This is a genomic window from Antribacter sp. NEAU-D49, assembly GCF_057158775.1.
In genome coordinates, this window is record NZ_JBXTSN010000011.1 from 61,406 (window position 1) to 74,872 (window position 13,467).

12 protein-coding genes are annotated in these 13,467 nt (G+C 73.8%); 7 read left to right on the forward strand and 5 right to left on the reverse strand.

The window, feature by feature from the left end; all coding sequences use genetic code 11:
• Positions 1 to 49 precede the first annotated feature (49 nt).
• Entirely contained in the window at positions 50 to 1,795 is a 1,746-nt protein-coding gene (locus AC060K_RS10555; RefSeq protein WP_483765385.1) for a glycerol-3-phosphate dehydrogenase/oxidase, read from the reverse strand.
• A 97-nt stretch (positions 1,796 to 1,892) separates the two neighbouring features.
• On the opposite strand from AC060K_RS10555, the gene AC060K_RS10560 reads away from it, so the two are divergent.
• Positions 1,893 to 2,402 (forward strand): amino-acid N-acetyltransferase, encoded by a 510-nt coding sequence (locus AC060K_RS10560; protein WP_483765386.1) that lies wholly within the window; start codon positions 1,893 to 1,895, stop codon positions 2,400 to 2,402.
• A 37-nt stretch (positions 2,403 to 2,439) separates the two neighbouring features.
• Here AC060K_RS10560 and AC060K_RS10565 read toward each other — a convergent pair whose 3' ends face one another.
• Positions 2,440 to 3,303 carry an HhH-GPD family protein gene (locus AC060K_RS10565; RefSeq protein ID WP_483765445.1) on the reverse strand — a complete coding sequence of 288 codons (864 nt, stop codon included), beginning with the start codon at positions 3,301 to 3,303 and terminating at the stop codon, positions 2,440 to 2,442.
• 289 nt (positions 3,304 to 3,592) lie between these two features.
• Here AC060K_RS10565 and AC060K_RS10570 point away from each other — a divergent pair, with 289 nt between their 5' ends.
• On the forward strand, positions 3,593 to 4,291 hold the full coding sequence (locus AC060K_RS10570; protein WP_483765387.1) for a hypothetical protein: 699 nt from the start codon (positions 3,593 to 3,595) through the stop codon (positions 4,289 to 4,291).
• 89 nt (positions 4,292 to 4,380) lie between these two features.
• Here AC060K_RS10570 and disA read toward each other — a convergent pair whose 3' ends face one another.
• Complete coding sequence (disA, locus tag AC060K_RS10575) at positions 4,381 to 5,466, reverse strand: DNA integrity scanning diadenylate cyclase DisA (RefSeq protein WP_483765388.1); 1,086 nt, start codon at positions 5,464 to 5,466, stop codon at positions 4,381 to 4,383.
• A 53-nt stretch (positions 5,467 to 5,519) separates the two neighbouring features.
• The gene (radA, locus tag AC060K_RS10580) at positions 5,520 to 7,088 is read right to left on the reverse strand and encodes a DNA repair protein RadA (RefSeq protein WP_483765389.1); all 1,569 of its coding nucleotides are present in this window, start codon (positions 7,086 to 7,088) and stop codon (positions 5,520 to 5,522) included.
• A gap of 135 nt (positions 7,089 to 7,223) precedes the next feature.
• Between radA and AC060K_RS10585 the strand changes: the two genes are divergently transcribed.
• Entirely contained in the window at positions 7,224 to 7,934 is a 711-nt protein-coding gene (locus AC060K_RS10585; protein WP_483765390.1) for a hypothetical protein, read from the forward strand.
• A gap of 54 nt (positions 7,935 to 7,988) precedes the next feature.
• Positions 7,989 to 8,840 (forward strand): pyrroline-5-carboxylate reductase, encoded by an 852-nt coding sequence (gene proC, locus AC060K_RS10590; RefSeq protein ID WP_483765391.1) that lies wholly within the window; start codon positions 7,989 to 7,991, stop codon positions 8,838 to 8,840.
• 81 nt (positions 8,841 to 8,921) lie between these two features.
• Here the strand turns inward: proC and AC060K_RS10595 are convergent, their stop codons facing one another.
• Positions 8,922 to 9,965: a LacI family DNA-binding transcriptional regulator gene (locus AC060K_RS10595; RefSeq protein WP_483765392.1), complete on the reverse strand. Its 1,044-nt coding sequence runs from the start codon at positions 9,963 to 9,965 to the stop codon at positions 8,922 to 8,924.
• A 167-nt stretch (positions 9,966 to 10,132) separates the two neighbouring features.
• Here AC060K_RS10595 and AC060K_RS10600 point away from each other — a divergent pair, with 167 nt between their 5' ends.
• The 3 genes from AC060K_RS10600 to AC060K_RS10610 are packed head-to-tail and all read left to right on the forward strand — an operon-like array spanning position 10,133 to position 13,370.
• Positions 10,133 to 11,050 carry a carbohydrate ABC transporter permease gene (locus AC060K_RS10600; RefSeq protein WP_483765446.1) on the forward strand — a complete coding sequence of 306 codons (918 nt, stop codon included), beginning with the start codon at positions 10,133 to 10,135 and terminating at the stop codon, positions 11,048 to 11,050.
• A 3-nt stretch (positions 11,051 to 11,053) separates the two neighbouring features.
• A complete protein-coding gene (locus AC060K_RS10605; protein ID WP_483765393.1) occupies positions 11,054 to 11,977 on the forward strand; it encodes a carbohydrate ABC transporter permease in 924 nt (307 codons plus the stop codon).
• A 46-nt stretch (positions 11,978 to 12,023) separates the two neighbouring features.
• Positions 12,024 to 13,370, forward strand: a complete 1,347-nt coding sequence (locus AC060K_RS10610; RefSeq protein WP_483765394.1) for an ABC transporter substrate-binding protein — start codon at positions 12,024 to 12,026, stop codon at positions 13,368 to 13,370.
• Positions 13,371 to 13,467 lie beyond the last annotated feature (97 nt).

Sequence of the window (13,467 nt, forward strand, 5' to 3'; positions counted from 1 at the left end):
TGCGCGAGGTGTTCTGTTGTGTCGTGCGTGATGCGGCGAGCCCCGGAGGTCACGCCCGCAGCGGCAGCATGGCCGCCACGTCCTGTGCGCGCAGGCGCAGCTTCTCGGCGGCGCCGTCGTCGGGCGCCTGCTCCGCGGCAAGCTCCGCCTCGATGCGGGACCGCCACGCGTCCGTCTCCCGCCGGACCGTCTCGGCGTCCCAGCCGAGGAGCGGCGCGACCACCTCGGCCACCTCGTCCGCGGCGGCCACGCCGCGGTCGCGCACCTCGTATACGAGGCGCGTCCGGTGGGCGAGCAGGTCCTCCAGGTGCAGGGCGCCCTCGTGCGTCACGCCGTAGTGCACCTCGGCGCGCAGGTACGCGGGGGCGTTCCGGAGGGGGCGAGCCAACGTGGGGTCCGCCTCGCAGAGCTCGACGATCTCGGTCAGGTTGGCGCCGTACCGGTGCAGCAGGTGGTCCACCATGGGCGGCGCCCAGCCGTACCGCTTGGCCCAGGTGCGCGCCTGCCGCTGCACAGCGCGCAGGCCGACGGCGCCGGTGAGGGGGATCTGGTGCGTGATGCTGGGCAGCGCGGCGGACCGCTGGCCGATCGCGAAGTCCACCGCGTCCTTGGCCATGATCCGGTAGGTGGTGAGCTTGCCGCCCGCGATCACGGTGAGGCCCGGGGTGGGGCTCGCGACGGTGTGCTCGCGCGACACCTTGGCGCTGCTGGTCCCGGCCTTGGTGCCCGGCTGGAGCAGCGGGCGCAGGCCCGCGTACGTGCCGAGCACGTCGTCGCGGGTGAGCGGGTGCGCGAGCACGGCGTTGGCGTGGTCGAGGACGTAGTCGATGTCGGCCGCCGTGGCCACCGGGTGCGTGGGGTCGAGGTCCCACGGGGTGTCGGTGGTGCCGATGATCCAGTACCGGCTCCACGGGATCACGAAGAGCACGCTCTTCTCGGTCTGCAGGATCAGTCCTACGTGGCCGCGGATGCGCTCACGCGGCACCACGAGGTGCACGCCCTTGCTGGCGAGGACGTGGAGGCCGCCCTCGCTCCCGGCGAGGGCCTCGGTCTCCTCGGTCCACACGCCGGTGGCGTTGAGGACGGCGCGTGCGCGCACGGTGAGCTCGCGGCCCGTCTCGAGGTCGACGAGGACGGCGCCGTTCACGGCACCGGTGGGCCCCTGCGTCAGCGACACCACCTGCGTGCGGCTCGCCGCGTGCGCGCCGTAGCTCGCCGCGGTGCGGACCAGGGTGGTGACGAGGCGTGAGTCGTCCACGGAGGCGTCCCAGTACTGGACGGCGCCCACCGCGGCGTCGTGCGCCAGGTCGGGAAACTTGACCTCCATCTGACGCTTGCTCAGGTGGCGGTGGAACGGCATGGGCCGGCGGCCCGGGGTGAGGGTGGCGAGCACGTCGTACATCGCGATGCCCGCGCCCACGTACGCCCGCTCCCAGACGCGGTGCTCCAGCGGGTAGAGGAAGGGCACCGGCTTCACCAGGTGCGGCGCGAGGTCGCGCAGGAGCAGGTCGCGCTCCGTGAGCGCCTCGTGGACGAGGTTGAAGTCGAGCATCTGGAGGTAGCGGAGCCCGCCGTGGACCAGCTTGCTGCTGCGGCTCGACGTGCCCTGCGACCAGTCCTGGGCCTCGACGATCGCCGTGGAGAGCCCGCGGGTCACGGCGTCGAGCGCGATGCCCGCCCCCGTGGCACCGCCGCCGACCACCAGCACGTCGAGCTCTGCCGACGGGCTGACGCTCGCCTCGAGCGCCGCCAGGGCCAGGGCCCTGGACTCTGCGGTGAGCCGGGTGGTTGCCATGGGTTCACGTCATCACGCATTCGTGCTTCTGGCAAGGGTTGGAACGCGTGTCGCAAAGCGCTCCGACAACTCCGGCCCTGCGGCATAGGGTGACGCCGTGGCTCCCGACCTGACCGCCCCCGTCGTCCGCCCCGCCCTGCCCGCGGACGTGCGTGCCATCCGATCCCTGGTCGAGCCCTACGCCCAGAAGCGCATCCTCCTCGCCAAGGAGATGGTGGGCTACTACGAGGCGGTGCAGGAGTTCCTGGTGGCTGACGCCGGGACCGTCGTCGGGTGCGGCGCTCTCCACGTCATGTGGGACGACCTGGCCGAGATCCGCACCCTCGCCGTGCACCCGGACTGGCGCGGCCGCAGGGTGGGGCACGCGCTCGTGGACGGGCTCGTCGAGCGGGCCCGGGCCTTGGGCCTGCGCCGGCTCTTCTGCCTCACCTTCGAGGTGGACTTCTTCGCCCGGCACGGGTTCGAGGAGATCGAGGGGACGCCCGTCTCGCAGGACGTCTACGCGGAGCTCCTCCGGTCCCACGACGACGGCGTGGCCGAGTTTCTCGACCTCGCCCGGGTGAAGCCCAACACCCTCGGCAACACGCGGATGCTGCTGACCCTCTGAGCCCGTGCCGAGACAGTGGCTTCGTCGGACGAGGTGACTACCTCGGCAGGTGGTAGCGGCCCGCCTCGTCCTGCTCGGCGAGGCCGTCCTCGATCAGCCCTGCCACCGCCCGGTCGAGCTGCGCCGGGTCGGGCCAGACGTCGTCGAGCAGCGCCCGGTCCACGGGGTGGTCGGCCCGCCGCAGGACGGCCATGACCCGGCCCCGGGCCTGCCGGTCGGTGCCTGCCCAGGCCTGGGTCCGGCGGCGGGCGGCGTGGGTGTCCGGCGGGGAGCCGGCCGCGCGCCAGGCGCACAGGTTCGCGACCGGGCAGGCCTCGCAGCGGGGCGACCGCGCGGTGCAGACGAGCGCGCCGAGCTCCATGGAGGCGGCGGCCCAGCGGGCGGCGTCGGCGTCGTCGGCGGGCGCGAGAGCCGTGGCAAGTGCCCGCTCCGCGGCGGTGTACGACGGCGCGGGGAGCGCCGTCCCGCCGAACACCCGTGCGACGACCCGGCGCACGTTCGTGTCCACCACGACCGACCGGCGGCCGAACGCGAACGCCCGAACCGCGGCCGCCGTGTACTCGCCGACGCCGGGCAGGGCCAGGAGCGCCGCCTCGTCGTCGGGCACCACGCCGCCGTGGCGCTCCACGACCGCCCGCGCGCACTCCTGCAGGCGGAGCGCGCGGCGGGGGTAGCCGAGCCGGTCCCAGGCGCGGAGCACGTCGGCCGTGGGCGCGTCCGCCAGGTCGGCGGGCGTGGGCCAGCGCTCGAGCCATGCCCGCCACGCGGGCTCGACCCGGACCACGGGCGTCTGCTGGAGCATCACCTCGCTGACGAGGACGCCCCAGGGTGTCCGGTCGGCGGCCCGCCAGGGCAGGTCCCGGGCAGCTCCGCCGAACCAGCGCACGACGGCGGAGCGCACCTCGTCCTGCTGCGTCGCCCGGGCGGGGGTTGCGGTGGTCACGAGGACCTATCTTCCCTGCTTCGACGGCGGACGGTGTCCGGCGCGGCTCCGCGAGGGGCCGCAGCGTGCGACGTAACGTGGGGGCCTGCGGCTGTCGCCGCACGTCAGCAGAGGTCGTCGAGGCAGGGAGAGGCAGAGCAAGGTGGTCGTTGCACCGGACCGGACGCCGGATCGGACGCACTCGGAAGGCTCACGGCCGCCCGGGGCACCGGCGGGCACGCGGCGGCGGAGGCTCGCCCGGACGGTCGTGGTGCTCGTCGCCCTCGTCGGCGTCCCCGTCGCAGCGTGGGCCGCATGGCCCGACCCCGAGCCGTCGATCGTCACGGACAAGGAGCACCCGCCCGAGCCGCTCGACCTGACCGGGCCGGCCGAGCGCTGCGCCGCGAGCGCGCTCGACGTAGGCCTCACCGCCGACCGGACCACGTTCGCGCCCGGCCAGCCCGTCACCTTCACCGTGACGCTCGAGAACACCGGTCGCGTGCCGTGCCTCGTGGACGGGGCCGACGTCAGCAGCGCCGTCACCGTCTACGCCGCGCCCGGCCCGGAGGGCGGGGAGCGCGTCTGGTCGTCCGCCGACTGCGCCCCGGCCGACGAGCGGCTCCTGCTGCTGGGCCCGGGCGACGCGGACCCGCCCCGGCCGGTGCGATGGTCCGACGTGCGGACCGTCCCGGGCTGCGCGGGCGGCCAGCCGGGGCTCGTCGCCGGCGAGTACGTGGCTCAGCTGACGTTGGCCGACGTGCCGGGTGCCGTGAGCGAGCCCGTCACCGTGACCTATGTGGTCCCTGAGCCGACGCCGTCCCCGGCGCCGACGGACCCGGTGCCGACGGACCCGGCGCCGACGGACCCGGCGCCGACGGACCCGGCGGGAGCGACCGATCCGGCTGCCCCGGCGCCGGCCGACCCGGCAGCGACCGGTACGCCGGGGCCGCAGGCCCCGACGCCCTGAGGGTGCGCGCCAGACTGCTTCCGGGTGCGTCTACGGGCTCCACGGCGAACCTGGAAGCAGTCTCGTGCGCACCTCGGCCGGCGCGTGCCTCAGACGTAGCGCTCGAGGATGCTCGACTCCGCGAGGCGCGACAGACCCTCGCGGATGGTGCGGGCCCGCTGCTCGCCCACGCCGTCGACCGACATCAGGTCGTCGACGCTCGCGGCGAGGAGCTTCTGCAGCCCGCCGAAGTGCGAGACGAGCCGCTCGACGATGGACGCCGGCAGGCGCGGCACCTTCGACAGGAGGCGGAAGCCGTGCGGGGCGACGGCCGCGTCGAGGGCGTCGCCGCCACCCGGGAGGTCGAGGACGCGGCCGATCTGCCCGAGGTCGAGGAGCTGCTGCGACGTGAGGGCGGCGAGGTCCCGCTGTACGTCGGCCAGCGTGCGGTCCTTGCGCCCCAGCACCACGTAGTCGCGGATCACGAACTCGCGGTCGGCGCCCACGTCGCCGATCAGCTCGTCGAGCTGGAGGGCGAGCAGCCGGCCGTCGACCCCGAGCTCGATCACGTACCCGGCGATCTCGTCGGAGATGCGGCCCACCATCTCAAGGCGCTGCACCACGGAGCAGACGTCCCGGACGGTGACGAGGTCCTCGATCTCCAGGGCGGACAGCGTGCCCGACACCTCGTCGAGGCGGGCGCGGTACCGCTCCAGCGTGGCGAGGGCCTGGTTGGCCCGGCCGAGGATCGTGTCGGAGTCCTCGAGCACGTGCCGCAGGCCGCCCACGTACAGCGCGACGATCCGCATGGACTGGCTCACCGAGATGACGGGAAAGCCGCTCTGCTTGGCGACGCGCTCCGCCGTGCGGTGGCGCGTTCCGGACTCGGTGGTCTCGATGGTGGGGTCGGGGAGGAGCTGGACGGCCGCCCGGCGGATGCGCGTGGCGTCGCGGTCGAGGACCACGGCGCCATCCATCTTGGACAGCTCGCGCAGACGCGTGGCGGAGAAGCCCACGTCCAGCACGAAGCCGCCGGAGCACATCTGCTCGACGGTCTTGTCGAGACCCAGAACGATGAGGGCACCGGTACGGCCTCGGAGGATGCGCTCGAGACCATCACGAAGCTCGGTACCAGGCGCGACGGCGGCCAGGGTCTCCCGGAGCAGCTCGTCAGGGGGCGAGAGGGATTCGGCCACGACGAAATCTTACGCTGTGCTTCAGTTCACAAGCCCTTCGTTTCACGTGTTGTTCACGTGACGGGCCGGAGCCCGCCCCGTCCGGCTCCCTGGGGGCGGCCCCGGGCAGGGTCCGGCACGGTCTCGGCCGGGGTGCCGGGGGCCTTGCCGGCGCAGCCGCCCGTGGTACCTGCGCCGTTGCCGGTCGCACCGCCCGGGCCGCGGGCGAGCTCCACCGCCTCGGCGATGTGGCGGGCCTCGAGCAGCTGCAGGCCGTCGGGCGCCCGCACACCGGCGCCGGCCGGGACCACTGCCCGGGCGAAGCCGAGCCGTGCCGCCTCGGACAGGCGGCGCTCCAGCCCGGTGACCGGCCGCAGGTCGCCGGAGAGCCCCACCTCGCCGATCGCGACGGTCCCGGTGGGCAGCGCCTCGCCGGTGCGCGCGGAGACGAGGGCGAGGGCCGTCGCCAGGTCGGCCGACGGCTCGGTGACGCGGGCCCCGCCGATCGTCGAGACATAGACGTCCTGGTCGGCCAGCCGCAGCCCGGCGTGCCGGTGCATGACGGCGAGGATCATGGCGAGCCTGCTCGAGTCCACGCCGCTGGTCGCGCGCCGCGGGTTCGCGAGCGGGCTCGGCGCCACGAGGGACTGGATCTCCAGCGCCAGCGGACGACGCCCCTCGAGCGTCACGGTCACGCACGAGCCGGGAACGCCCGCCCCCGCGTGGGAGAGGAAGAGCCCGCTCGGGTCGGACAGGCCCACGATGCCGTGCTCCGAGAGGTCGAAGCAGCCCACCTCGTCCGTGGGGCCGTACCGGTTCTTGACGGCCCGGACCATGCGGAGCCGGGAGTGCCGGTCGCCCTCGAACTGGCACACCACGTCGACCAGGTGCTCGAGGGTGCGTGGCCCGGCCACCGTGCCGTCCTTGGTCACGTGGCCCACGAGCAGGACCGGGACCTGGCGCTCCTTGGCCACGGCGATGAGCGCCGCCGCGACCTCACGCACCTGGCTGACGCCCCCCGGTGCGCCGTCGACCTGCGCGGACGCGATGGTCTGCACGGAGTCGACGATGAGCAGGTCGGCGTCGGACGCCTCCACGTGCCCGAGCACGGTAGCCAGGTCGGTCTCGGCGGCGAGCAGCAGGGTGGGCGCCAGGGCACCGATGCGCTCCGCCCGCAGCCGGACCTGACCGGCGGACTCCTCACCGGTGACGTACAGGACGGTGCGCGGCGTGCCGGCCGTGGCCACCCGGGTGCCGGTGCTCGCCGAGGTGGGCGCCGTGACCCCGAGGGCGAAGTTGCTGGCGACCGCGAGCAGCAGGGTGGACTTGCCCACGCCCGGCTCGCCGGCGAGCAGCACGACCGCGCCCGGCACCAGCCCGCCGCCGAGGACGCGGTCCAGCTCGCCCACCCCCGTGGGCGTGGCGCGGGCGGCCTCGACGTCGATCTCCCCGATGGGCAGCGCGGGTGAACGGGTGGGCGTCACCGCGGTGGTGCGCGGACCGGCGGCCGCCGGGCCCTCCTCGGCGACCGTGCCCCACGCCTGGCACTCACCGCAGCGGCCGACCCACTTGGCGGTGGTCCAGCCGCACTCGGTGCAGCGGTAGGCGGGGCGCGAGGCGCGCTTGGAGGTGGTCGTGGTCACCTGGTGGACGGTACCCGCCGCCACCGACACGCTCACGCCCTGGGGAGGCGCGCCTGCACGGGACGCCCCTCGGCTCGGCATAGAGTTCGTCCGGACCGTCGGCGAACGTCGGCGGCGGACGAGCGGGAGAGGACGATGACCGACCAGCGTGTCCCGCTGCAGCCAGGTGGCACGCCGCCGAGCAGGCCGGAGGGCCCCAGGCCCAGCTACCTCGGTGACGGCTACCGCACCCCGGTCGACCGTGTTCACAGCCGGGTGTCCCCGGCGGTGTACCGGCGTCGTCGGCTCGTCGTGGGTGTCCTCGCGCTCCTGCTCGTGACGGCGATCCTCCTGGTCGGGGGCTTCGCCTGGCCGGGCTTCTGGCGCACCGAGGCCGAGCCGCAGGCTCTCCCGACGGTGACCGCCACGGCCCCCGCGCCCACTCCCACCGTGGAGCCGATGGCGCGCGCCGCCGAGGAGACCGCCTTCCAGAAGGCGCTCCCGTCGGCCGTGCGCGAGTACGCGCTCCTCTCGCTGGCGTCGTCCGAGCCCACGCTCGACGCGGGTGCGGTCGAGGCGTGGACCGCGGTGTTCGGCGACGGCGTGCAGCAGGTCACCGTCGTGGCCGGGCAGTGGGCCACGCCCGAGGCCGCCACCGCCGCAGCGGACGCCTACCGGGCGGCGGCGGGCGAGGCGAGCGCCGAGGGTGACGTCCTCGTGGGCGTCGACGTGGTCGGCACCTACGCGATCACCCCCGGCCCCACGCCGGACACCTCCGTCGTGACGTGGCGCAACGGCACCGCCGTGCTCCAGGCGACCGGCCCGTCCGGCGTCATGGAGGCCTTCTACGCGGCGTTCCCCCTCTGACCGCGGTGTCCTGACGGCGGGCACGACCCGCCTGTCCTGTCCCGACAGGGCACCATGGGTGTCGTGAGCAGCCAGAGCAGCAGTGGAACGACCGGACGACTCGCCGTGCTGGGCGCGGGCAACATGGGTGAGGCGGTGCTCGCCGGGGCGCTCGCCGCGGGCTGGGCGCCCGGCGACGTGGTGGCGACGGTCACCCCGGCGGAGACGGAGCGCGCGGCCGCCCTGCGGGAGCGCTACGGCGTGGCGATCGAGACGGACAACGCCACGGCTGCCGGCCGCGCGGACCTCGTCGTCGTGGCGGTCAAGCCGAACGACGTCGCCAAGGTCCTGACCGACGTGGGTCCCGTGCTGCCCGACGGCGCCGTGGTCGCCTCCGTGGCCGCCGGCCTGAGCGTGGACTACTTCGAGCGCCGGCTGCCCGCCGGGACGCCGGTGGTGCGCTGCATGCCCAACACGCCCGCCCTCGTGGGGGCCGGGGTCACGGCGGTGGCTCCGGGATCGGCCGCGGGGGACCAGCACGTCGCGCTCGTGGAGCGCCTGCTGACCGGGTCGGGGGTCGTGGTGCGGGTGGCGGAGAAGGACATGGACGCCGTCACGGCCCTCTCGGGCTCCGGACCCGCCTACGTCTTCTACGTGCTCGACGCCCTGGCCGAGGCCGGGGTCCTGCTGGGCCTGACGCGCGACGTCGCGCGCACGCTGGCGCTGCAGACGGTGCTGGGGTCGGCCCGGCTGGCCGACGAGACGGGCGAGCACCCCGTCCTGCTGCGCGAGCGCGTGACCTCCCCGGGCGGCACCACCGCCGCCGGTCTCCAGGCGCTCGACGACCACGGTGTCCGGGCCGCCTTCCTCGCCGCGGCGGAGGCCGCGCGCGACCGCTCCCAGGAGCTGGGCCAGGCCACGAAGTAGCGCTGTGGGTATGGCTGTGGTGTGAATTCGCGCCAAGATTCACGCCACAGCCATACCCGCAACGGACACCGGTGGGGGCGGTCAGGGGCGGGGCGGGGCTGTGCTGGCCCGGACCACCAGCCGCACCGGCACGAGCGTGTGCACGTCCGCGAGCGGCGTCGCCTCCCGCACCTGGCGCAGGAGGAGGTCCACCAGCGCGCGCCCGATCTCGGCGAAGTCCTGCGAGACGGTCGTGAGCGGCGGCCAGAGGTGCGCCGCGAGCAGGATGTCGTCGAACCCCACGACCGACACGTCCTCCGGCACGGCGCGCCCGGCCTCGTGCAGCGCGCGCATCAGGCCGGCGGCCATCTCGTCGTTGGCGCAGAACACCGCGGTGACCTCCGGGTCGCGCGCGAGCAGCTCGCGGCCGACGGCGTAGCCCGAGTCGGCGGTCCAGTCGCCGCGGAGGAGGTCGGGGACGGGGCGCCCGGCCGCGACCAGCGCGTCCCGCCAGGCATCGGCCCTGACCTCGGCGGGCGTCGAGTCCTCGGGCCCGGCGAGGTGGTGCACCGTCCGGTGCCCCAGCCCGAGCAGGTGCTCGACGGCGGCGCGTCCGCCCGCGGTCTGGTCGGCGCCCACGGCCGGGTGGTGCCCCACGAACCGGGAGTCGGACACGACGACGGGCAGGCGCGGCGGGAGCACCAGGGTCGCGGGCGTCGCGGTCTCGGCCCGGATGATGACCAGGCCGTCGATGGCCTGGTGGGACAGCCGCGTGGCGGCGGCCGCGACGTCGTCGGACGACGGGCTCTCCACGTCCACGAGGGTGACCGTGAAGCCCTCGGCGCGCGCCGCCTCCACGACCGCCTCGACGGTGCGGGACTCGCCCGTGCGCGAGAGCCGGTGGGCGATCATGCCGATGGTGCCGTAGCTCCCGGAGCGGAGGGCCCTCGCTGCCGAGTTGGGCGCGTACCCGAGCTCGTCCATCGCCGCCAGCACCCGGGCGCGGGTCTCTGCCCGCACGTTGGAGATCCCCATCGACACCCGGGAGACGGTCTGGGCGGACACGCCCGCCCGGGCAGCGACGTCGGCCAGGGACGGACCTGGGCGCGTGCGAAGGCCGGCACGCCGGCGTCCGGATTCGGTCATGGGCTTGACCATACTGTGACCCCGGCCCGGCTTGACGGGTTCCACACGGGGATGGGAGGGTCGGCCACACCAAGATGTTAACGTAAACATCGCGGACGGACGTCCGAGTCCGGGCGAAGCGGCCCGGGCCCACAGGAGAGGGGACTCGCGTGACGGCAACGGTGCCGGTGCCATCACCGGCCAGACCCAGGGCGCTCACCCGGACGGGCTTGTCCCGGCGGAGCCGCGCGGCATGGACGGGATGGGGCTTCGTGAGCCCGTTCCTCGCGGTGTTCGCGCTCGTCTTCGCCGCGCCGATCGGGTACGCGCTGTACCTCAGCCTCTACCGGCGGCAGATGGTGGGCGGCAACTCGTTCGTGGGCCTGGACAACTATGCCCGCGCGCTCAGCGACCCGCTGTTCTGGGAGGGCGTGGGGCGCGTCGCCCTGTTCCTCGTGGTCCAGGTGCCGATCATGCTCGGGCTGGCCCTCCTCGTCGCCCTCGCGCTCGACTCCGGCCGCGTCCACGGCATGGGGTTCTTCCGCATCTCGATCTTCATGCCGTACGCCGTCCCCGGCGTGGTCGCCGCCCTGATGTGGGGCTTCATGTACGGCGAGCGCTTCGGCCTGGTGGGCAACCTCAACGACGCGTTCGGCGTGTCGATCCCCGACCCCCTGCGGTCGGACTTCGTGCTCGCCGCCATCGGCAACATCGTGACCTGGGAGTTCGTGGGCTACAACATGCTCATCATGTACGCCGCCCTGCGGGTCATCGACCCGGCGCTCTACGAGGCGGCCAGGATCGACGGCGCGGGCCAGTGGCGCATCGTCAGCGCCATCAAGCTCCCCGCGATCCGGGGCGCGCTCGTCATCGCCACGATCTTCTCCATCATCGGCAGCTTCCAGCTCTTCAACGAGCCGAGCATCCTGCAGGCGCTGTCACCCAACTACATCAGCACGTCGTACACGCCCAACCTGTACGCGTACTCGCTGTCCTTCGCCGGCCAGCAGTACAACTACTCGGCCGCGATCGCCATCATCATGGGCGTCCTCACGATGATCGTCGCCTACGCGGTCCAGCTGCGCGGCATGCGACGGGAGGACTGAGCGATGACGACCACCACCTCCCCGGCCACCGCCGCGGCGAGCGCTCCAGCCCTGCGCACGCGCCGCCGTCGGGCCTCCGCGTCGAGGCCCCGCCGGAGCGTCACCTTCACGGTGCTGACCGGCCTCATGGCGATCTACTCGCTGGTGCCCCTCGTCTGGCTCCTGGTCAACTCGACCAAGACCCGGGCGGGCCTGCTCGACTCGTTCGGCCTGTGGTTCGCGGAAGACTTCGCCCTCTGGGAGAACGTCACCGGCGTCCTCACCTACGACGACGGCGTCTTCGTGCGCTGGTTCGGCAACACGGTGCTCTACGTCGTGGCCGGCGCCGGCGGGGCCACGCTCCTGGCCCTGCTCGGCGGGTACGCGCTCGCGAAGTTCGACTTCCCGGGCCGGCGCGGCGTCTTCGCCGTGGTGATCGGCGCGGTCGCGGTGCCCGGCACGGCGCTCGCGGTGCCCACGTTCCTGCTCTTCAGCGAGCTGGGCCTGACCAACACGCCCTGGTCCGTGATCGTGCCGTCGCTCGTGTCGCCGTTCGGGCTGTACCTCATGTGGACGTTCGCGTCGGAGGCCATCCCGGACGAGCTCATGGAGGCGGCGCGGATCGACGGCGCGGGAGAGCTCCGCACCTTCTGGCAGGTCTGCCTGCCGCTCCTGGCCCCCGGGACGGTGACCGTTCTGCTCTTCACCACGGTGGCGACGTGGAACAACTACTTCCTGCCGCTCATCATGCTGCGCGACCCCGACTGGTACCCCCTCACGCTCGGCCTGAACGCCTGGAACGCACAGGCGTCCACGGCCGGCGGCGAGGCCATCTTCCACCTGGTCGTCACCGGCGCGCTGCTGACCATCCTCCCGCTGGTCGCGGCGTTCCTGCTGCTGCAGCGGTACTGGCAGTCCGGCCTGGCGGCGGGGTCCGTCAAGGGCTGACACCACCCCTGAGTTCACGATCCACGACGAAGTGAGAGGACCACTCATGACCCCCATCCGGACCACGTCCCGGCGGGCCGCCTCGGCGGCCGCCGCCCTCGGCGCTCTCGCCCTCACCCTCACAGCCTGCGGTGGCCCGTCCGACGACGGCGCGGCCGCCGGCGACCCGGCCGACGTCGAGGCGGCCCTCGAGCAGGGCGGCGAGCTGCTCCTCTGGGCGTGGGACCCGACGCTCGAGGACGTCGTCGCGGGCTTCGAGGAGAAGTACCCCAACGTCGACGTCGAGCTCGCCAACGTCGGTACCGGCAACGACCACTACGTCGCCCTGCAGAACGCCATCGCGGCCGGCTCGGGAGTGCCCGACCTGGCGCAGGTCGAGTACTACGCCCTGGGCCAGTTCTCCATCGGCGGCTCCCTCGCGGACGTGAGCGCGTTCGGCGCTGACGAGCTCGAGGAGACGTTCACGCCTGGCCCGTGGGGCGCCGTCACCCAGGGCGGCGGCGTGTGGGCGCTGCCCATGGACTCCGGGCCGATGGCGCTGTTCTACAACGCGGAGGTCTTCGACTCGCTCGGCGTCGCGGTCCCCACCACGTGGGACGAGTACGTCGAGGCCGCCCGCGCGATCCACGCGGCGGACCCCACCAAGTACATCGGTGCCGACACCGGTGACGCCGGCTACACCACCTCGATCATCTGGCAGGCCGGCGGCACGCCGTTCGAGGTGGACGGCACGGACGTGACGATCGACCTCGGAGGCGACGAGGGCGCCGCCAAGTTCGCCGGCGTCTACCAGCAGATGATCGACGAGGGGCTCCTCGCCGACATCCCCGGCTGGAGCGACGAGTGGTTCCAGGCCATGGACGACGGCACCATCGCCACGCTCGTCACCGGCGCCTGGATGCCCGGGAACATGGAGTCGGGCGCGCCGAACGCGGCCGGCAAGTGGCGCGTGGCGCCGATGCCGCAGTGGGAGGCGGGCGCGAACGCCACCGCCGAGAACGGCGGCTCGTCGCTCGCGGTCACCGAGGCCAGCGAGAAGAAGGCGCTCGCGTACGCGTTCCTGGAGTACGCGACGGTGGGCGAGGGCGTGCAGACCCGGATCGACGGCGGCGCCTTCCCGACCACCGTCGAGGACCTGAACTCGGACGAGTTCCTCGCCTACGAGTCCGAGTACTTCGGCGGCCAGAAGATCAACGAGGTCCTGTCGGAGTCGGCCGCCAACGTGGTCGACGGCTGGCAGTACCTGCCCTTCCAGGTCTACGCGAACAGCATCTACCCCGACACGGTGGGCCAGGCCTACACGGGGGCCACGCCGCTGCTCGACGGCCTGACCGCCTGGCAGGACGCCGCCACCGAGTACGGCAACGACCAGGGCTTCACCGTCAGCAACTGACACCCGCGCCGGCCCCGCGCACGTTGCTTCGGCAGTTCGTCGGGGGGGGGGGGGGGGGGGGGGGGGGGCCCCCCCCCCGCCCCCGGCCCCAGCAACC

Bases quoted from the DNA above. Each gene is read 5' to 3' on its own strand.
- AC060K_RS10555 (WP_483765385.1), bottom strand. From the start codon at position 1,795: ATGGCAACCACCCGGCTCACCGCAGAGTCCAGGGCCCTGGCCCTGGCG.
- AC060K_RS10585 (WP_483765390.1), top strand. From the start codon at position 7,224: ATGACCGACCAGCGTGTCCCGCTGCAGCCAGGTGGCACGCCGCCGAGC.
- proC (WP_483765391.1), top strand. From the start codon at position 7,989: ATGGGTGTCGTGAGCAGCCAGAGCAGCAGTGGAACGACCGGACGACTC.
- AC060K_RS10595 (WP_483765392.1), bottom strand. From the start codon at position 9,965: ATGACCGAATCCGGACGCCGGCGTGCCGGCCTTCGCACGCGCCCAGGT.
- AC060K_RS10605 (WP_483765393.1), top strand. From the start codon at position 11,054: ATGACGACCACCACCTCCCCGGCCACCGCCGCGGCGAGCGCTCCAGCC.
- AC060K_RS10610 (WP_483765394.1), top strand. From the start codon at position 12,024: ATGACCCCCATCCGGACCACGTCCCGGCGGGCCGCCTCGGCGGCCGCC.